Origin of the sequence: Phreatobacter cathodiphilus, assembly GCF_003008515.1 — a bacterium.
GTDB lineage: Bacteria > Pseudomonadota > Alphaproteobacteria > Rhizobiales > Phreatobacteraceae > Phreatobacter > Phreatobacter cathodiphilus.
This window is the reverse complement of the sequence record NZ_CP027668.1, coordinates 2600077-2618034: the sequence shown is the minus strand read 5'-3', so window position 1 is coordinate 2618034 and position 17958 is coordinate 2600077. Positions and strand designations below refer to the sequence as shown.

At 69.9% G+C, this 17958-nt stretch carries 14 protein-coding genes; 5 read left to right on the top strand and 9 right to left on the bottom strand.

Annotated features, from left to right (window positions below; all coding sequences use genetic code 11):
• Positions 1 to 248 precede the first annotated feature (248 nt).
• The 4 genes from C6569_RS12710 to C6569_RS12695 all read right to left on the bottom strand — a co-directional run bounded on the left by C6569_RS12710 (position 249) and on the right by C6569_RS12695 (position 4766).
• Positions 249 to 1544, bottom strand: coding sequence for an SGNH/GDSL hydrolase family protein (locus tag C6569_RS12710; protein ID WP_106749200.1), 1296 nt, complete (start codon positions 1542 to 1544; stop codon positions 249 to 251).
• A 132-nt stretch (positions 1545 to 1676) separates the two neighbouring features.
• Positions 1677 to 2879, bottom strand: coding sequence for a lytic murein transglycosylase (locus C6569_RS12705; RefSeq protein ID WP_106749199.1), 1203 nt, complete (start codon positions 2877 to 2879; stop codon positions 1677 to 1679).
• Positions 2880 to 2981: 102 nt separating this feature from the next.
• The gene (locus C6569_RS12700) at positions 2982 to 3524 is read right to left on the bottom strand and encodes a chlorite dismutase family protein (RefSeq protein WP_106749198.1); all 543 of its coding nucleotides are present in this window, start codon (positions 3522 to 3524) and stop codon (positions 2982 to 2984) included.
• 54 nt (positions 3525 to 3578) lie between these two features.
• Positions 3579 to 4766, bottom strand: a complete 1188-nt coding sequence (locus C6569_RS12695) for a lytic murein transglycosylase (RefSeq protein ID WP_106749197.1) — start codon at positions 4764 to 4766, stop codon at positions 3579 to 3581.
• A 186-nt stretch (positions 4767 to 4952) separates the two neighbouring features.
• Between C6569_RS12695 and C6569_RS12690 the strand changes: the two genes are divergently transcribed.
• Positions 4953 to 5399: a baeRF12 domain-containing protein gene (locus tag C6569_RS12690; RefSeq protein ID WP_106749196.1), complete on the top strand. Its 447-nt coding sequence runs from the start codon at positions 4953 to 4955 to the stop codon at positions 5397 to 5399.
• A gap of 15 nt (positions 5400 to 5414) precedes the next feature.
• On the opposite strand, the gene C6569_RS12685 is transcribed toward C6569_RS12690, so the two are convergent.
• Complete coding sequence (locus C6569_RS12685) at positions 5415 to 7199, bottom strand: GGDEF domain-containing protein (protein ID WP_106749195.1); 1785 nt, start codon at positions 7197 to 7199, stop codon at positions 5415 to 5417.
• A 273-nt stretch (positions 7200 to 7472) separates the two neighbouring features.
• Between C6569_RS12685 and gyrB the strand changes: the two genes are divergently transcribed.
• A complete protein-coding gene (gene gyrB, locus C6569_RS12680; protein WP_106749194.1) occupies positions 7473 to 9899 on the top strand; it encodes a DNA topoisomerase (ATP-hydrolyzing) subunit B in 2427 nt (808 codons plus the stop codon).
• Between the two features lie 46 nt (positions 9900 to 9945).
• Here gyrB and C6569_RS12675 read toward each other — a convergent pair whose 3' ends face one another.
• From C6569_RS12675 to C6569_RS12665, 3 genes are all read right to left on the bottom strand, one after another.
• Positions 9946 to 11037, bottom strand: a complete 1092-nt coding sequence (locus C6569_RS12675) for a ligand-gated ion channel (RefSeq protein WP_181313740.1) — start codon at positions 11035 to 11037, stop codon at positions 9946 to 9948.
• Complete coding sequence (locus C6569_RS12670) at positions 11034 to 12161, bottom strand: cache domain-containing protein (RefSeq protein WP_106749193.1); 1128 nt, start codon at positions 12159 to 12161, stop codon at positions 11034 to 11036. Before C6569_RS12670 ends, C6569_RS12675 begins: the two co-directional genes overlap by 4 nt.
• A gap of 71 nt (positions 12162 to 12232) precedes the next feature.
• Positions 12233 to 13411 (bottom strand): patatin-like phospholipase family protein, encoded by a 1179-nt coding sequence (locus C6569_RS12665; RefSeq protein ID WP_181313739.1) that lies wholly within the window; start codon positions 13409 to 13411, stop codon positions 12233 to 12235.
• Between the two features lie 195 nt (positions 13412 to 13606).
• Between C6569_RS12665 and C6569_RS12660 the strand changes: the two genes are divergently transcribed.
• Positions 13607 to 14566 carry an AraC family transcriptional regulator gene (locus C6569_RS12660; RefSeq protein ID WP_106749191.1) on the top strand — a complete coding sequence of 320 codons (960 nt, stop codon included), beginning with the start codon at positions 13607 to 13609 and terminating at the stop codon, positions 14564 to 14566.
• Positions 14567 to 14628: 62 nt separating this feature from the next.
• Here C6569_RS12660 and C6569_RS12655 read toward each other — a convergent pair whose 3' ends face one another.
• The gene (locus C6569_RS12655; RefSeq protein WP_106749190.1) at positions 14629 to 15267 is read right to left on the bottom strand and encodes a hypothetical protein; all 639 of its coding nucleotides are present in this window, start codon (positions 15265 to 15267) and stop codon (positions 14629 to 14631) included.
• A gap of 264 nt (positions 15268 to 15531) precedes the next feature.
• Here C6569_RS12655 and C6569_RS12650 point away from each other — a divergent pair, with 264 nt between their 5' ends.
• Positions 15532 to 16698, top strand: a complete 1167-nt coding sequence (locus tag C6569_RS12650; protein WP_106749189.1) for an FAD-dependent oxidoreductase — start codon at positions 15532 to 15534, stop codon at positions 16696 to 16698.
• Positions 16698 to 17891: a GNAT family N-acetyltransferase gene (locus C6569_RS12645; RefSeq protein ID WP_106749188.1), complete on the top strand. Its 1194-nt coding sequence runs from the start codon at positions 16698 to 16700 to the stop codon at positions 17889 to 17891. The genes C6569_RS12650 and C6569_RS12645 overlap by 1 nt, the downstream gene beginning before the upstream one ends.
• Positions 17892 to 17958 lie beyond the last annotated feature (67 nt).

Genomic DNA, 17958 nt, shown 5'->3' with positions numbered 1-17958 from the left:
GGAGGACATCCGCAACCGGTCCGGCATGCAAACTCGGGGCCTCACGTCCTCCCCGACGCCCCTGTTCCGGGGTCATTCTGGATAGGGCAGCGATGCTGACCTTTCTCAAGCCGTTATTTGACAGATTTCAAAGAGCCGCACAAGCGCCAATACGTCCCGCAGGCCGGGATGGGATCATGTTTATTGCCGTGCCCCGCGCAAGGCCGGTCGAAATGGATAAAATCTCCGATCTCCGCGCAATTTTATGACTATGGCCGCGGGGCCTGGGGGGCCGGAGGCGCGCCCGCGGGAGCTGCTGCGGGCGCTGCCGGGGCGGGCGTGCGGGGCCAGCGGAAGTCGTCGATCCGGCCGGCGACGGCGGGCGGCGCCTCGCCGCGCACCAGGACCGAGGCGGCGATGCCGGCCGGCGGACGGGCGCCGGCGGCGCCGGCGAGCTGGGCGGGTTCGGATGCGGCCGGGGCGGCGGCGACACCGGCGGGCAGGGTCGGCGTGCCGTGCAGGGTGAGGACCGGCCCCGCGGCGGGGCGCGGCGCCACCGGCAGCGGCGCATCGGGCAGCGCCGCCTGCGGCTGGCCGGCCGGGTCCGTGCCGCCGGAGGGCAGGGCCGGGGTGATCCGCCCGAGCAGGTCGCGGCGCAGGTCCTGCTCGAGGAAGAGGGCGAGCTTGCGGGCGCCGGCGACGGTGAAATGCACGCCGTCGGCGGTGCGCAGGCGGCGGATCTGGCCGGCGAAGTCCGGGCCGAACTGGGTATAGGCGCCGTGCTCGTCGATGAAGCCGTTCCAGACGTCGACGAAGTTGACGCCGTTCTTCTCCGCCCGCTCCTTGTAGATGGCGTTGAGGAGCTGCATGTGCGCCGAGGTGCGCTGGCCGCGCAGCGGCGGCACGCCCACCCAGTAGACCGGCACGCCGCGCGCCTTCATCGCCTGCATCACCTGGTCGACCCGCTCGGCATAGAGGCCGCGCCAGCGCTCGTTGTCGGGATCGATGGAGTCGCGCTCGATCCGGATCGACTGGCGGTCGTTGGAGCCGAGCATCATGACGATGAAGTCGACTTTCTCCTGGCCGGCGAGCGTCTCCGGCACGGCGCGCACCCAGTCGTGGAATTCGGGCCGGGTGAGGCCGGAGGACAGGCGGGTCTTGTCCACCACCCCCAGCTCGGGGACGTCCTCGAAGGCTTCCTCCAGCCCATAGGCCAGCCATTCCGCGAGATTGTCGCCCATGACGAGGACGAAGGTGGTGGGGCCTGAGGGCGCGGCGGCGGGGGCGGCGGGATCAGTCGCCGCGGCAGGGGGCGCCGCCGCCTGGTCGCGCGGCGGGCGGACCGACTCGGACGGCCGCGCGGCGCGCGGCGCCGAGGGACGCGACCCCTGCGGAACGGTGATGATACGGGGGCGCTGGTCGCGCGGGGCGAAGAGATGCGGATAGCGGTCGTCGACATAGGACGACTGGGCATGGGCCTCGGGAGCGAGCGCCGGCAGGGCGGAGCCCGCCGCCAGGGCGAGGCATGCCCACAAAACCAATCGCTGCAACCCGGCCACGGTCATCCCGCTCTCCGTCCGAAACCACGCCAGTCTAGCACCGGTCGGGATTTCGGGGACAACAGGGGGCGCGAAATCGGTCAAGCCCGCGGCAATTCACGGTAAAATAACCGACGGGGCCGGATTCTGTCCCCGGCCTCAGCCGCCGCGGCGCAGCCGCTGGAGCAGGGCGGCGGTGGGGAAGCCGTCGGCCGGCATGCCGGCGCGGGCCTGAAAGCGCTGCAGTGCCTCCCGGGTTCCGGCGCCGAGCTTGCCGTCGACGGTTCCGGTATAGAGCCCCACCTGGGCGAGGCGCTGCTGCAGCTCGATGCGCTCCTGCTGGGAGAGCGCCCGCTCGGCCGTCGGCCAGGCCTGGGCGAAGCCGCCGCCGCCGCGCAGCCGGTCGGCGAGATGGCCCACCGCCATCGCGTAGTTTTCCGAGTTGTTGTACTTCATGATGACCCGGAAGTTCGGGAGCATCAGGAAGGCCGGGCCGCGGGCGCCGGCCGGCAGGTGCAGGAAGGCCGGGTCCGACTTGCGCGGAAAGGCGCGGCCGCCGACGCGGCGCACGCCCCGCGCCTCCCACTGGGCGATGGTCTGCGGCCGGTCGCGCCCGGCGAGGGTGAAGTCGAGCCCCTGCGGCACGACCACTTCGTAGCCCCAGCCTTGACCTGCCTGCCAGCCTTCGGCGCGCAGCAGGTTGCCGGTCGACATCAGCGCGTCGGGCACCGAGCCCAGGAGGTCGATGCGCTGCGATCCCGTGCCGGAGCGGGCGGCGCGCAGGAAGGTGGAGGGCATGAACTGGGTGTGGCCGAAGGCTCCGGCCCAAGAGCCGCGGAAATTCGCCGGCGAGACGTGGCCCTGATGGATGATCTGCAGGGCGGCGACGAATTCGCCGCGGAAGAAGTCCTGGCGGCGGCCGTAGCAGGCGAGGGTCGCCGTCGCCCTGACGACGCTGGTATTGCCCTTCGATTTGCCGAAGCTCGTCTCGATGCCCCAGATCGCCGCGATGACGTGGCGGTCGACGCCGGTCTCGCGCTCGGCCCGGTCGAAGGCGGCGCGGTGGGTCTGCAGCATGCGCCGGCCCTCGGCGACGCGGTTCGCCGCCACGAGGCCGTTGATGTACTCCCAGGGCTGGCGGGAGAATTCCGGCTGCCGGTCGAGCAGGGCGAGGATGGAATTGTCCGGCGTCAGCCCGGTGGTCGCCTGCTGGAACACCTGCGGCAGCACGCCACGGGCGCGGGCCTGCTGTTCGAGGCCCCGGAGGCAGTCGGAGAAGCTTCCCTGGGCCGCCGCCGGAGCCGCTGCTGCGAGGGCGGCGACCATCGTCAACACCGCCGGAGAGAAATGTCCGCTGATCATGCCAAGCGCCTCACGTCCCGAACCCCCGCTGAGGCTCCAGTGGAACAACGTGCATGCTTGACGAACAGTTAAGCCACGGCCGGCGGCACGGGTCCAGAGGCTTCAGACGCGCTCCAGGCGCAGGTCCACCTCCGCCTCCACGTAGTGCCATTCCTCGGTGGCCCGGAGCCGCGACACCATGTGCTCGAAGGCCTCGGCGTCGGCGGGGGCATATTCGAACCAGGTGAGGAAATCGAAGGGGCCGCCGATGTCGCGGCAATGGTGCAGCCGCCGCGCCACCTGCGGCAGATAGTCCAGGCCGATGGCGGTGTGGTGCGAGCGCTCCTCGAAGACGGCGCGCCGCTCGTCCTGGGCGAGGGCCCACCAGGCGGCGGACTTGCGGATCGGAATGAGGGCGGCACGGGTCGCCGCCGGCCTGCCGAGCCCCTCCTGGCGGGCGGCGAGGGTGGCGGCTTCGGCGCGGGTCGCATAGCGCGTGTTGCTAGTGACGCCGGTGAGCGTCCAGACCCCCTCCGGCGCCGCCGAGGCGGCGGTGACGGCAAGGCGCGGCGCCGCGCCGAGGGCGGGGCCGGTCACCGCCGTGCAGGACAGGATGCGCCAGGCGCCGGTCTCGCCGGCGGTGAAGGCCACGGTCTGGGGATGCATGTCGCCACCTCGTCTGGCGCTGCCGCATTCAAGCGGCGTGCCAGAAAATCCGCATCATCCCCGGCGCAGCCGTTCCAGGAAGGCGCGGTCCGCCTCGCCGGTCTGCTCCATGCCGAAGCGCCCCTGCATGGTGCGGACCGCCGCCTTGGACTTGTCGCCGAGGATGCCGTCGACGTCGCCGAGGTCGAATCCGAGCCGGTTGAGACGGGTCTGGATCTCCTCGCGGTCGGCATGGGTGAGCCCGCCCTCGCCCGGCGGCCAGGGCTTGGAGAAGCGGCCGGCTCCCTTGATGCGGTCGCCGAGATGGGCAACCGCCAGGGCGTAGGAATCGGCGTTGTTGTAGCGCTTGATGACGTTGAAGTTGCTGGTCACCAGCAGGTGGGGTCCGCCCTCTCCCGCCGGCTTCCAGAGGGAGGCCTGGGCGCCGCCGGACATCGGGCCGCCGCCGATGCGGCGCACGCCCGCCGAAGCCCAGCCGTCCAGGCTCCTGCGCTGCGAGCGGTTGCCGGGAAGGCCCGGCGCGTGGACCTCGAAGCCCCAGGGCACGCCCGGCGTCCAGCCGTTGCGGCGCAGATAGTTGGCGGCCGAGCCCATGGCGTCGGGGATGGAGGTCCAGATGTCGCGGCGCCCGTCGCCGGTGAAGTCGACGGCGAAGGCGTGGAAGCTCGTCGGCATGAACTGGACGTGGCCCATGGCGCCTGCCCAGGAGCCGATCATGTTCTGCGGCGTGGTGTCGCCCGCCTGCAGGATGCGCAGGGCGGCGATCAGCTCACGCCGGAAGAACTCGGCGCGGCGGCCGGCGGCGGCCAGCGTCGCCATGGCCTGGATCACGTAGTGCTCGCCGCGGGCGGTGCCATATGAGGTCTCGTTGCCCCAGATCGAGCAGACGATCTCGGCCGGCACGCCGAAGCGGCTCTGCACGGCGGAAAAGGTGGCGCCGTGCTGGGAGAGGGCGGCGCGGCCGTTGTTGACGCGCTTGTTGGAGGCGCGCACGTCGACATAGTCGCCCAGCGTCCGGCGGAATTCCGGCTGGCGCTGCGACAGCTCGATGACGCGCGGATTGGGCTGGACCCCGGCGAAGGCGCGGTCGAAGGCGGCGCGCGACACCCCGGCGGCCGAGGCGGCGGGCCAGAGGCCGGCGACGAAGGCCTCGAAGGAGCGCGCCTCGGCCTCACTGCCGAAGGCGGGGAGGGCGAGGGTGCCGGCGGCGGCGACGAGGGCGCGGCGGGTGATGAGGTTCATGTCGGCTCCCGGAGGTCCGGCGGGGGAGCGCCGGTTTGATCAAGCGCATGGAGGGCCTGATGAGTCGCGCGGAAAGATAGCGCGGTTATGGCAGACGGGCATCCCGGCCGCGCCGGATGGATCGTCACAGGCCGGAACGAAGGTGCCCGCGGACGGTTTGTCGAGGGACCGAATGGAGGAGACGACATGAGCGAGATCAGGATTCCGCGCGATGCGCTGGTTTTCGTCGGCGACGGAACCAAGGCCCTCTTCCTGCGCAACAAGGGCGATGCCGAGCTCGTCAACCTGGTGGTCGAGCGCATCTTCGAACAGGACAACCCGGCGACCCGCGACCAGGGGACGGACCGCCCGGGCCGCTCCTTCGCCAGCGCCGGCACCCATCGCAGCGCCATGGAGGAGACGGACTGGCACCAGTTGGCCGAGGACCGCTTCGTCGGCGAGGTGGCCGACACGCTCTACAAGCACGCCCATGCCGGCCGCTACCAGTCGCTGATCGTCGTGGCGCCGCCGAAGGTGCTCGGCAGCCTGCGCAAGGCTTTCCACAAGGAGGTGAGCGACAAGGTGAGCGCCGAGGTGCCGAAGGAGCTGACCTCGCATCCGATCCACGAGATCGAGAAGCACCTCGCCGCGTGACGACCGGCGCGGGGGCTAGCCGCCCCCGGAGGCGGCGCGCAGCGTCATCGCGGTGTCCGCCGGAACCGCCAGCGCCGGCGTGTCGGGACCGCAGGTGCGGTTCCGGCCGCTGCGCTTGGCGCGGTAGAGGCGCTGGTCGGCGGTGGCCACCAGCTGCTCCCACGTCTGATCAGCGTCCGGCAGGCGCACCGCGACACCGAAACTGGCGGTGACGACCATCCGGGGCGCCCCCGGCACGGAGAGACGCGACAGCGCGCGGCGCAGTCTTTCGGCGAGCGCCATGGCCAAGGCGTCCGTCGTATCGGTCAGCAGCACGATGAACTCCTCGCCGCCGTAGCGGGCGAAGGGGGCCGTCGCGTCGAGTTCGGGCGCCAGGTGACGGCCGATGGCGGCGAGGACCGCGTCTCCCGCGGCATGGCCCTGGCTGTCGTTGATGGCCTTGAAATGGTCGATGTCGAACAGCAAGACGCCGACGGCACGAGCCTCCGCGTCTGCCGAGGCGAGGCTGTCGAGGGCCAGCTCGTTGACGGCGCGGCGGTTGAGCAGGCCGGTCAGCATGTCGGTGCGTGAGAGGTGGCGCAACTGCTCGGTGAGACGCCGCTGCTCCTCTTCCAGTTCGACGCGCCGGCGCTGCTGCGCCCTGAGCAGGTCCAGCCCCTCGAACATGCCGCGCACCTCGGCGCTGACATGGGCCATGACCGGCGGGCCCGTCAGGTCGCCGTGGGCGATGGCGATGATCTGCTGGCGGGCGGTGATGAGCGGCAGGAACAGGCCGTCGCGGAAGGCAATGCCGATGACGGCGAGGGCGATGATGACGACCAGCGTCAGCAACAGGGAGGCGAGGACGAAGCGGGACGCTTGGTCGCGGAGCTGGTCGATGGTGGTCTGCGACCGTTCGGCGATGAGCTCCCGCAGGTTCTCCACAGGTCGCATGCCCGGGACATAGGCGCGGGTGAAGGTGGCGGCATCGGGTGCGGCGGCGGGCTGGAGGGAGGCGACCGCCCGGGCATAGGGCAGGGCCTCGCCGAAATAGACCTGGTTGACGGTGCCGACGACGGCGTCGACCTCGCCGCCCTTGAACAGGGCGCCGGCGAAGCCGCCGAGGAAGCGGCGCATGTCCTGCAGCCTCGTCTGGGTCTCGGCGATGTTGGCCTCGAACCGCTCCCTCAGGGAGCCGTCGGAGGTCAGCAGCATGACGACGTAGGAGCCGAGGCGGCCGGCATCCTCGCGCATCCGGCCCGCGACGTTGTTCAGCACGACATGGGCGGCGATTTGCGGGGTGTCGGCGACGACGGCGCGGCCGAGCTGGTCGCGCAACGCGATGGCGGCATCGGCGGCGGCGAACATCATCTCGATGGCGAAGGCGACGTCGTTTCCTACGCGCTGGCCGGGAGGAGTTGAAATCACGGCGTCCACTGCGGCGCGGCCCTGGCCGAGCCTGAGGTGGAGTTCGGCCTGCAGGTGCTGGACCTCGGCCGCGGCGGCGCGTTCGCCGGCAAAAAGCGCCTCGACGCCGGCAATCTTGCGGTCGGTGTCGGCTCGCTTGGCGGCAAGGGCGGCCGCGAGGGCGGCCCGGTCGCCGTCCGCGCCGCCCATGGCGCTGTTGGCCGGGCCGCGCTCGGCGGAGACGGCGTTGGCGGCGACGAGCACGGCGTTGTAACGGGCGAGCTGCTCGCCGCCGTGGCGGTAGCGCTCGTGGTCGGCGAGGTTGCTGCGCAGCGACATGCCGCCCAGAGCCAGACAAGCCGCAGCGGCGAGGATGCCGCCGAGCCATTGCAGGTGCTGGATCTTGAAGGGCAAGGGCGGTGACCGTGGGCTAGGGGGGGCCGAGGCGGTGGTCGGACGGCTGTAGCATGCAGGCGCTAAACAATTCTGAACCTGCCGTACCCCGGTGCCGCCGGCGCGGCCGCCTTTCATTCTCCGTGTTTCGGGACTATCAGAACCCGTCGGGGAGTCCCGCGCGCCCGGGTGCGCGTGACGACACCCCGACCCGTTCCAGCTAAACTGCCGGACCGAATCGCGCGCGCGGCTGCCGGGACGGCGCCGCGCCTGCTGAAGGAGAGACCGAGGCTCATGGCCGAACCTGTTCGCACCGAGATCAACGAAGCCGATTACGGCGCCGACAGCATCAAGGTCCTCAAGGGCCTCGACGCCGTGCGCAAGCGGCCCGGCATGTATATCGGCGACACTGACGACGGCTCGGGCCTGCACCACATGGTCTACGAGGTGGTGGACAACGCCATCGACGAGGCGTTGGCCGGCCATGCGACGGAAGTCACCGTGACGCTCAACGCCGACAATTCGGTGACGGTCACCGACAACGGCCGCGGCATCCCGACCGACCTGCACCCGACCGAGGGAATCTCCGCGGCCGAGGTCATCATGACCCAGCTCCATGCCGGCGGTAAGTTCGACCAGAATTCCTACAAGGTCTCCGGCGGCCTGCACGGCGTCGGCGTCTCGGTGGTCAACGCCCTCTCCACCTGGCTGAAGCTGTCGATCTGGCGCGCCGGCAAGGAGCATTTCGTCGAGTTCCGCCACGGCGACCCGATCGCCCCGCTGATCGAGATCGGCCCGTCGAACGGCAAGCGCGGCACGGCGGTGACCTTCCTCGCCTCCACCGACACCTTCACCATGGTGGAATACGATTTCCCGACCCTGGAGCACCGGCTGCGCGAGCTCGCCTTCCTCAATTCGGGCGTGCGCATCGTTCTGACCGACCGGCGCCACGCCGAGGAGAAGCGCGTCGAGCTGTTCTACGAGGGCGGGGTCGAGGCCTTCGTGCGCTATCTCGACCGCAACAAGACGCCGCTGGTGCCGAACCCGATCATGCTCAAGTCGGAGCGCGACGGCATCACCGTGGAGGTTGCCCTGTGGTGGAACGACAGCTACCACGAGAACGTCCTCTGCTTCACCAACAACATCCCGCAGCGTGACGGCGGCACCCATCTCGCCGGCTTCCGCGGCGCGCTGACCCGGCAGGTGACGAACTATGCCGAGTCCTCGGGCGTCACGAAGAAGGAGAAGGTCGACCTCACCGGCGACGACTGCCGCGAGGGCCTGACCGCCATCGTTTCGGTGAAGGTGCCGGATCCGAAGTTCTCCTCGCAGACCAAGGACAAGCTGGTCTCCTCGGAAGTCCGCCCGGTGGTGGAGAGCATCCTCAACGAGGCCTTGTCGACCTGGTTCGAGGAGCATCCGGCCGAGGGCCGCACCATCGTGCAGAAGGTGGCGGAAGCCGCCGCCGCGCGCGAGGCCGCCCGCAAGGCGCGCGAGCTCACCCGCCGCAAGACCGCCCTCGACGTCGCCTCGCTGCCCGGCAAGCTCGCCGACTGCCAGGAGCGCGATCCCGCCAAGTCCGAACTCTTCATCGTCGAGGGTGACTCGGCCGGCGGCTCGGCCAAGCAGGGGCGCGACCGCGCCTTCCAGGCGGTGCTGCCGCTGCGCGGCAAGATCCTCAACGTCGAGCGCGCCCGCTTCGACAAGATGCTGTCGTCGGAGATGATCGGCACGCTGATCATGGCGCTCGGCACCGGCATCGGCCGCGACGAGTTCAACATCGACAAGCTGCGCTACCACAAGATCATCCTGATGACGGACGCCGACGTCGACGGCTCGCACATCCGGACGCTGCTGCTGACCTTCTTCTTCCGGCAGATGCCGGAGATCCTCGAGCGCGGCCACGTGTTCATCGCCCAGCCGCCGCTGTTCAAGGTGAGCCGCGGCAAGAGCGAGACCTACATCAAGAACGAGCGCGCCCTGGACGATTACCTCGTCAACGGCGGCCTCGAGGACAGCCTGCTGGTGCTCGGCACCGGCGAGATCTGTGCCGGCGCCGACCTCGCGGCCATCGTCGAGGAAGCACGTCAGGTGAAGAACCTGATCGGCGCCGTTCACTCCCGCTACAGCCCCTCGGTGGTGGAACAGGCCGCCATCGCCGGCGCCCTCAACGCCGAGATCATGAAGGACCCGGCGCGGGCGCAGGAGCTGGCGGTGAAGATCGCCCAGCGGCTCGACGCCATCTCCGACGAGATCGAGCGCGGCTGGGAAGGACATTTCGACGGCGAGCGCTACCGCTTCCAGCGCACCGTGCGCGGTGTCGCCGAGGTCGCCATGCTCGACGCGGCGCTGATCTCCTCGCTGGAGGCGCGCAAGCTCGACGAGCATTCCGCCCGTCTCGGCGTCGTCTTCGACAAGCCCGCGAAGTTCCGCCGCAAGACCCAGGAGACCCAGGTCGACGGACCGATCTCGCTGTTCGAGATGGTCAAGGAGGCCGGCGCCAGCGGCATAAAGCTGCAGCGCTACAAAGGCCTTGGCGAGATGAACGCCGAGCAGCTCTGGGAGACCACCCTCGACCGCAACGCCCGCTCCCTGCTGCAGGTGAAGGTCAAGGAGGTCGACGAGGCCGACGACATTTTCGTCAAGCTGATGGGCGACGTGGTGGAGCCGCGCCGCGCCTTCATCCAGGACAACGCCCTGAGCGCTACCGTCGACGCCTAAGGCCGGCCGCTACGCCAAAGCCCGTCCGCGCGGCCATGCCGCGCGGTCACGGCGTCGCGCCGCCATCTCCCGAGGCGAGCAGGACGAGGAGGCAGATGCCGAAATAGATCAGGGGCACCGTGTAGCGCAGATTGCGGCGCGCCTCGATCAGCAGAGCCGGGTAGCGCCGGGCGATCGCCGAGCCGTGCTGGTTGAGCAGCAGGTCGAGCAGAAGGACGAGGACGAGGTAGAAATATCCCATCGAAATCATCGTCGCGATGGGCGAGTTCATCGAGATGGAGCCGGGAAAGCTCGATTCGAACGTGAAGCTTAGAGCCGCGAGCGCCAGCAGCGAGGAGAACACCATCGGTGCGCGCTGGGTGTTGGAGATCACCCGCTCCGGTGCCCAGAGGAGAAAGAGCGACAGCGACATGATCGCGAAGTAGGGGACGAAGACACGCAGGACGTAGCGCTGCCAGTTCCGCCAGACCTCCGCCGCCACGGTGAGGCGCGAATAGGGGCGGGCGTTCCAGCCGTAGAACGTGTCCTGCCGGAAGCCGAGCCTGACGGGGATCCAGTTCACCGCCGAGATCACCGGAGCAAGGCTGGAATACTGCCGGTCGAACTCGGTCGTCGTCAGGACCACCTCCGCCGCCGGGTGGCGCGGCGGGACGAAACTGAGGGTGAGCGCCTGCCGGTCGAACGGAAAGGCTCCCATCGCGACCTGGACGCGGAAATCGGCGTCGAACCGGCGCAGCAGCACGACACGGCCGTCGTGGAACAGCGACAGCGACACGGTCTTGGTGCGCGGCACGCCGATCATGCTCTCGATCACCAGATCCGGGGACCACATGGTCCGCAGGCGTTCCTCCGCCTCCGGTCCGACCAGATCGATCCGCTCGCTGCCCCGCTCGACCCGGTCGAAGCGGATCGCCGGATCGAACCATCGCTGCGTGAACTCGACGGAGGCTCCGACCTCCCCCAGGACTTCGTGAAAGCGCGTGATGTTCAGCACGCGCACGGCGAGGCGGACCTGAACCGGAAGCTCGACGCCTTCGGGCAGCGCCGCCTGCGCGAGGGCGGGACGGTCCGTCGTCGCCAGCGCGGCGAGCCCGATCGACAGAAGCGCGAGGAGGCACATCAGAGCCCGCGGCGTCACGCCGAAGCTCCCTGGCTCTTGGCCGGGTCTGCGGCATCGGCGCGCCGGTTCGCGAGGCTGTCGAAGGCGGTCAGGGCCCGGCGCAGCTCGCGGGCTCCGCCCAGTTTCGGCGGTTCCGGCGGTGTGAGGGATGCTTCGAGCTTCTCGGCATAGTCCACGACCATCTGCAGAGGCCCGAGAATGAAGGCGCGGAGCGAGACCATGACGACGGAGAAGGCGATGATCGCGCCGGCCAGCGCGACGAACCCGAAGATCAGCGCGTCCCTTCGGTAGGCGGCGTGGAGCGCGGAAAAGTCCTTTGCGCCGACCATGCCGCCGATCATGCGCCCGCTGAAGTCGAGCAAGGGTTCGATGACGACGCCCCATCGATCCGGGCCGATGGTCGCCTCGAACTGGACGGAATCGCGGCCGAGGCGGAAGCCGGCCGCATTGGCGACCGACGCGAACAGGCGCGAGTCCGTCGAATCCTTCAGTTGAACCTCGTCGCCCCCGCCGGCCTTTCCGGCGTGCTGGGTCATCGCGGTCGAGACGAAGATGCCGATCTCCGCGCCGCTTCCGATCTTCACGCTCTGCAGAAGGGACCGCAGGTCGAAGCCGATCTCGGCCGTGCCGACGAATTCGCCTCCGCGATGGACCGGCGCAACGCCACGCAGCGCCAGGATTCCCGTCGGGCCGATCTCGATCCCGCGCTGGCCACGCCGGGAGCGGTTCGCGGCGACGACGATCGGCCTGATCGCCGAGACGTCGTCGTTGGAGCGGGAGGGATCGTGCAGCCGGATGAGCGTGCGCAACCCGGCGGTCTGGAACTGCATGATCTCCAATCCGGCCTCGGCGCGCAGGAAGCCGAAGGTCTCACGGAACCGATCCAGCACGGCTTGACCGTTCGAACTCGCCATCGCCTCTCGCAGCTCGTTCTGGCGGGCCATCGCCTCGACCTCGATCAATGCATAGGCGCTGCTGCGATCGAGCGCGGTGCGCAGCAACACGCCGACCGTGTTCAATTCGCTGCGCTGGCGGGCGACCAGGTCACGCTGTGCGGCGAGGAGGGCGAGCGCGCTCAGGGTGCTGAGGAGCGCGGCGAGAACCGCGGCCAGGATGAGCGAGAGCCGGGTCGAGAAGGCCATGGGACGAACATTCTTCGATCGAGTCACGGAGCGGCCCGGCGGCCGAAGAGGCCGAGAGCCGAGGTGAGCGGCTAGGGCTCGAAGCCCGGCGGCTTCTTCGCCCAGGGCGCGTTGCGGAGAATTTCGGAGCGGCCGTGCTCGAACAGCGCATTCATGTAGGTCCGATCGAACGGCTTTTCGTTCGAAAGCGTGAAACGGCTCGTCACGTGCGCCAGGTTGAAGTCGACGCTGTCGCGCCGGTTGACGAGGTACATGCGATAGATGTCGCCCATGGAATTGGCGGCGATCATGGTCGAGATCGACCTCTGGGCGAGGGGCACGAGGCCGCGCTCGACCTGCACGGGCCGTTCCAGCGTCCGGCCGTTGCGAATGATCCAGGCGACGCGGCGACGGGCGCCCACATCCCGCGGCAGATCGCGCAGCGGCACGTTGGCGGGATAGAGGAACGCCTGGGTGGTGGCGCCGCCGTCGACATGCAGTTCCTGTCGCCTTTGCCCCCCCACCTCCACGTCGATGGGAACGGGTGGGAAGAACGCGGGAATGGAGGCCGAGGCCAGAAGCACCTTGCGGATTGCCTCCCCCGCAGCGGGATGGCCGCTCGCGGCGATGGCTCCGATGTTCCAGACGACCGGCTGGCCGAGGTCGAGATCGGTGGTGCCGATCAGGAGGAGCCGCCCGCGCCGGTACTCGTTGCCGATCTTGTCGATCATCTCCTGGGTGACGTGACGGGCGATCAGTCGCGCGAGAGGGGCGGTGTCGGCCAGCGAGTCGCTGGTGAGGACGGCGAGGGCCTGCCGCTGCACGGCGATGTCGGTCTGGTCGACCGCGGTATAGACCGCCTTCAACGGCTCGTCATAGTCACGGCCGAGGAAGGCGAACGGCGCGATCAGGGCGCCCGTCGACACGCCCGTAACGAGAGCGAACTCCGGCCTGTCGCCGCGCTGGGACCAGCCATACAGGATGCCGGCGCCGAAGGCGCCGTTGTCTCCCCCTCCCGACAGGGCCAGCATGTGCTCCGTGTCGAGGCGGCGGCCGCGGCTGCGGGCGAGACGCCGCTCGGCCGCCAGCCACACCTCGCGGAATCGCGCGGGCTCCGTCGTCAGGTGAAACCGTGAATCGGGAATGCCGAGGAAAGCGACGGAGAGGGCCTGGTCGCCCGGGACGGCCGGAAGCCGGTCGTGGGTCGTACAGGCGGCAGCGCTTCCCAGAACGAACGCCAGCGCGAGGGCGCGAAAAAAGGACCCGAACATGGATGACCGGCACGTTATGAGCATGTAACAAGGTCAAGCGAAGAGAACGGGGCGCGAATGCGCCGCCGCATCTTGCGGTGAACTTGACGAACCCAAGCAAATCCGCGTTGCGCTGTCTTGACCTAAAGCGAAGGACCGGGGACAAATCGCAACCGCTCCGCCCGTTCATGGGGCGACGGTCCTCTCGGTTCGACGATGGTCTCATCCTCGCCTGCCTTCCTGCACGTCTCGACGGTCGCTCATCCCGGCAGGGAGAGTGTCGAAGCCTGGCGGGAGCTGTTCGGGCATGCGATCTGCGGGCTGGATATCGAGCCCCTCGGCAACCGGCCCTTCGTCTCGAAGGCGGTCGTGCGCGTGCTGCCGGGCCTCGGCGTCGCACAGGGCATGTCGTCCGGCGCCCATTACTGGCGGCCTTCCCACCGGATCAACAGCGACGATCTCGTCTTCGTGGTGAACCACTCGGGGCACGATCTGGCGCGGATGGAGCGGCGGGAACAAACCCTGTCGCCGGGTCAGGCCATCCTGTTCGCCGCCGATCGTGTCGGCGGCACGACCAATGCCGGGACGTCGCGCTTCACCACCCTGCGCATCCCCCGCCCGGTGGTGCCGGGCGCCGACGACAGCATTCTGCGCATCGTCGCCCCCGACAACGAGGCGCTTAGTCTCCTCGGCGCCTATCTCGGCGTGCTGGGTGACGCGGAAGCGCTCGCCGCGCCGGACACCCAGGAACGGATCGTCGGCCATGTCCACGACCTCATCGCCATGGCGGTGGAGGTGCCCGGCAAGGGTCCGCCTGCGGAGGAGCGAGGCGGAGTCGCGGCGGCGCGGCTGCGGGCCATCAAACGGGACATCGCGACGAACGCCGCCGACATGGAGCTCGATGTCGGGCAGATCGCCGCGCGCCATCGCGTGACGCCCCGCTACGTCCAGATGCTGTTTGCCCAGACGGGCACCCATTTCTCCGAATATCTGCGCACCTGCCGCCTCGCTGCAGCGCACCAGATGCTGCGCGCCGCGGCCCATCGCAGCAAGAGCATCGGCGACATTGCGCTCGATGTCGGGTTCGGCAACATCTCCTACTTCAACCGGGCGTTCCGGCGGGAGTTCAACGCGTCACCATCCGACGTGCGTGCCGGCGTTCGGACGGACCCGTGAAGCCCCGCATTGGGAGCGGACCCTTCGACCGGGCCGCAGGACCCGGTCGGTGGCCGGAACGGTCAGTAGCGCGCCGAGATCGGCTGCCGGTGGCCGTGGTGATGCGGGTGGCGGTACGGATGCTCGGCATGGGCGCGGCCGACCGGCACCCACCGTTCGGTGGCGGGGGCGACCTGAACCCGGCGGGCCACGACCCCGTACTGGGCCGGCTCGACCGCCGTCGCGACGCTCTCCGGCCGGACCACGACCGTGCGGGCGACGGTGCCGTAGCGGGCGGGAACGTGCTCGTGGACGATCCGCTCCGGTCGCACCATCACCTGCCTGGCGACGGTGCCGTAACGGGCAGGCTGGGTGGTCTGGCAGAGAACCTCGCGCCCGTGGGCATCGCGGCGATAGGTCCAGCCGCGGCTCGCGGGAGCGAGCTGCACGGTCTCGTGAACCACCCGGTACTCGGCGGGTATGCGGCGGGCCAGCGTCATGGCGGGGCTGACCTCGACGGTCTGGTGGACGACGCCGAGCTGCGCCGGGACGCGGTAGGCGACCGTACGGGCCGGACGGGTCTCGACGGTTTCCTGCACCAGGCGGTACTGGGCCGGCCGGACCTCGCGGCGATAGCAGGTCTCGCAGGTGCCGGACGCGACGGCGGGTCCGGCGACCGAAAAGGATATGGCGGCGACCGCGCCAATGGTGAACCAACGCATGGGCTACTCCCTCCATCCGGCCCCAGGTCAGATCGCCCGCAAGGGGCGGGCGTGCCGGGCCGGCTTCCCTCCTCTGGTCACATCATACCGCAATCAACAAGACCGTCGCGGAATTTACCCTAAGGATCGACGTTAACGCGCGGCGGGAGGAGGGCTAAACCTCCTGTTAAGCCTTCCGGCAGGAAGGGTCGCGCAAAAATGTCGCATTAAGGTCCGGGGGGTAGACAGGTCGGGCGGAAACCGTCTTGCCCGCAGGAGCCCTCCATGGCCGAATTCGACGTCGCGATCGTAGGCGCTGGGGCCGGCGGCGCGCTCGCCGCCGCGATGCTCGGCCGCGCCGGCCATCGCACCTGCCTCATCGATCCGGCGCGCCAGGTCGGATCGCAGTTCCGCTGCGAGAAGCTCGAGGCCGCCCATATCGGCGCCCTGCGGCGCGCCGGCCTCCTCGCCGAGATCGCAGCCCAGGGCGAGCGCTACGACACGATCTGGATCGCCCGGCAGGGCCGCCTGGTGGAGCGCCGGCCGCGGACCGAATACGGCTTCGATTATGCGCAACTGGTCACCGCCCTGCGCGGTGCCGTGCCGGAGACGGTCGCGCGCATCGCCGACCAGGTGACGGCCGTGACGCCGGGGGCGGAGGCCTCGACCCTGGCTCTGTCCGAGGGCCGGACGCTGAGCGCGCGGCTGGTGGTTCTGGCGACCGGCCTCCAGCCCGCTCTGGCCGAGAGCATGGGCATGACCCGCCGGGTGGTGAGCGCCAGCCACTCCCTCTCCATCGGCTTCGACGTGGCACCCGTCGGCCGCGCCCACTTCGATTTCGAGGCCCTGACCTATTTCGGCGAGCACCCCGAGCACAGGGTCTCCTACATCACCTTCTTCCCCCTGCACGACCGTATCCGCGCCAATCTCTTCGTCTACCGCGACAGGGGCGATCCCTGGCTGGATCGCCTGCGCAGCGACCCCGTCGCCGCCATCCACGAGGTGCTGCCGCGGCTTCGCCGGCTGACCGGCGAGTTCGCGGTGCTCGATACGCCGCGCATGCGTCCCGTCGACCTCGTCGATACGGTGGGCCTGGACAAGCCGGGCGTCGTGCTGATCGGCGACGCCTTCTCGACGGCCTGCCCGGTGAGCGGGACCGGTGCCGCCAAGGCGCTGGTCGACGCCGAGCGGCTGTGCAACGGCTTCGTCGCCGACTGGCTGCGGCAGCCCGAGATCACCGCGGCCGACGTCGCCCGCTTCTACGTGGACCCCGAGAAGGTCGCGAGCGACCAGTTCTCGCGCAACCTCTCCCTGTCCGCCAAGCGGCTGGCGCTCGAGCCGAGCCTCGCCTGGGAGGCCTACCGGTGGGTCCGCTTCGCCGGATCGATCGGGCGCAACGCCGTGTCGGCGCTGCGCCACCCCCACGGCTCCCACCGCGTGGCGAGATCCTGATGAGCGCGATGGCCCTCCACCTGCGCGAGCCCCTGGCCGCCGACGCGGCCGCACCGGTCGCAACCTGGGCCGGCTACGCGCTCCACCGCGCGGCCTCGCTCCCCTCCCTGGAGGCGGACTGGCGCCGGCTGGAGGCTTGCGGCGGCACCACCCTGTTCCAGAGCTACGCCTATGTCGACGCCTGGGTGGCGCTCGCCGCCGCCGGGCACGGGGAGACGCCGATCTTCTTCACGGGCAGCCGCGACGGTCTCGTCTGCTTCATCCTGCCCATGGCCATCACCCGCCGCGCGGGGGTTCCGGTTCTCGGCTGGCTCGGGCAGGCCCATGCCAATTACGGCATGCCCGTCGCCGCACCCGGCACCTTCGCCTCCGCCGACGGCGACGTCGACGCGCTGATCCGGCAGGTCGCCGCGCTGGCCGGGGCCTCCGTGGTCCATCTCGACAGGCAGCCGGAGGAATGGGCCGGGAGCGCCAATCCCTTCGCGACCGGGCACGGCAGCCGGCGGGGAGCCAACGACACCTTCGTTCTCCGCCTCGGCGAGGATTACGCGGCGCTGCACGGCCGCCTGTTCTCCTCGCGCACCCTGTCGAGCCTGAAACGCAAGCAGCGGAAGATGGAGGAGCTCGGAGCGGTTGCCTTCGACGCACCCGCCGAGCCCCCGCGCCGCCATGCCATCATCGACTGGTTCTGTACCGAGAAGCGGGAACAACTGGCGCGGACCGGCCGGGCGAGCCCCTTCGACGATCCCCAGATCCAGGCTCTCTACAAGACGATGGCCGAGGACGAGGCGATGTTCCAGGCCGACGAGCTGGTGGTGGGCGGCGAGCGCGTCGCCGTGGGGCTGACCGCCTATCACACCGGCGTCGCCACCCTCATCAACACCGCTCATGTCGGGGGCACCTTCGCCCGCTTCTCGCCGGGCACCCTGCTGATGCACCACATGGTGGCGACGGCCCATGCCAAGGGGGCGCGCACCTATGATTTCGGCCCGGGCGAACTTCCCTACAAGCTCGAATGGGGCCCGCAGATCATCGGCCTGAGGTCCACGACGCTCACGGTCCACTGGAGCGGGCTCGCGCTCGCCGCCGTGCTGCGTACCATGGACTGGGCCAAGTGCCGGGTGAAGCGCGACCCGCGGCTGATGGCGCTCGTCCAGCGCCTGCGACAGCTTCGTTCGACCCCGCGTTCCTGAAGCGCCGCGCAGGCCCTCGGACGGAGAGGAACGGCGCGATCCGTCCCTTCCCCGACCCGCCGCCGCG

Bases quoted from the DNA above. Each gene is read 5' to 3' on its own strand.
- C6569_RS12650 (WP_106749189.1), top strand. From the start codon at position 15,532: ATGGCCGAATTCGACGTCGCGATCGTAGGCGCTGGGGCCGGCGGCGCG.
- C6569_RS12645 (WP_106749188.1), top strand. From the start codon at position 16,698: ATGAGCGCGATGGCCCTCCACCTGCGCGAGCCCCTGGCCGCCGACGCG.
- C6569_RS12660 (WP_106749191.1), top strand. From the start codon at position 13,607: ATGGTCTCATCCTCGCCTGCCTTCCTGCACGTCTCGACGGTCGCTCAT.
- C6569_RS12655 (WP_106749190.1), bottom strand. From the start codon at position 15,267: ATGCGTTGGTTCACCATTGGCGCGGTCGCCGCCATATCCTTTTCGGTC.
- C6569_RS12700 (WP_106749198.1), bottom strand. From the start codon at position 3,524: ATGCATCCCCAGACCGTGGCCTTCACCGCCGGCGAGACCGGCGCCTGG.
- gyrB (WP_106749194.1), top strand. From the start codon at position 7,473: ATGGCCGAACCTGTTCGCACCGAGATCAACGAAGCCGATTACGGCGCC.
- C6569_RS12705 (WP_106749199.1), bottom strand. From the start codon at position 2,879: ATGATCAGCGGACATTTCTCTCCGGCGGTGTTGACGATGGTCGCCGCC.
- C6569_RS12670 (WP_106749193.1), bottom strand. From the start codon at position 12,161: ATGGCCTTCTCGACCCGGCTCTCGCTCATCCTGGCCGCGGTTCTCGCC.
- C6569_RS12665 (WP_181313739.1), bottom strand. From the start codon at position 13,411: ATGTTCGGGTCCTTTTTTCGCGCCCTCGCGCTGGCGTTCGTTCTGGGA.
- C6569_RS12690 (WP_106749196.1), top strand. From the start codon at position 4,953: ATGAGCGAGATCAGGATTCCGCGCGATGCGCTGGTTTTCGTCGGCGAC.
- C6569_RS12710 (WP_106749200.1), bottom strand. From the start codon at position 1,544: ATGACCGTGGCCGGGTTGCAGCGATTGGTTTTGTGGGCATGCCTCGCC.
- C6569_RS12695 (WP_106749197.1), bottom strand. From the start codon at position 4,766: ATGAACCTCATCACCCGCCGCGCCCTCGTCGCCGCCGCCGGCACCCTC.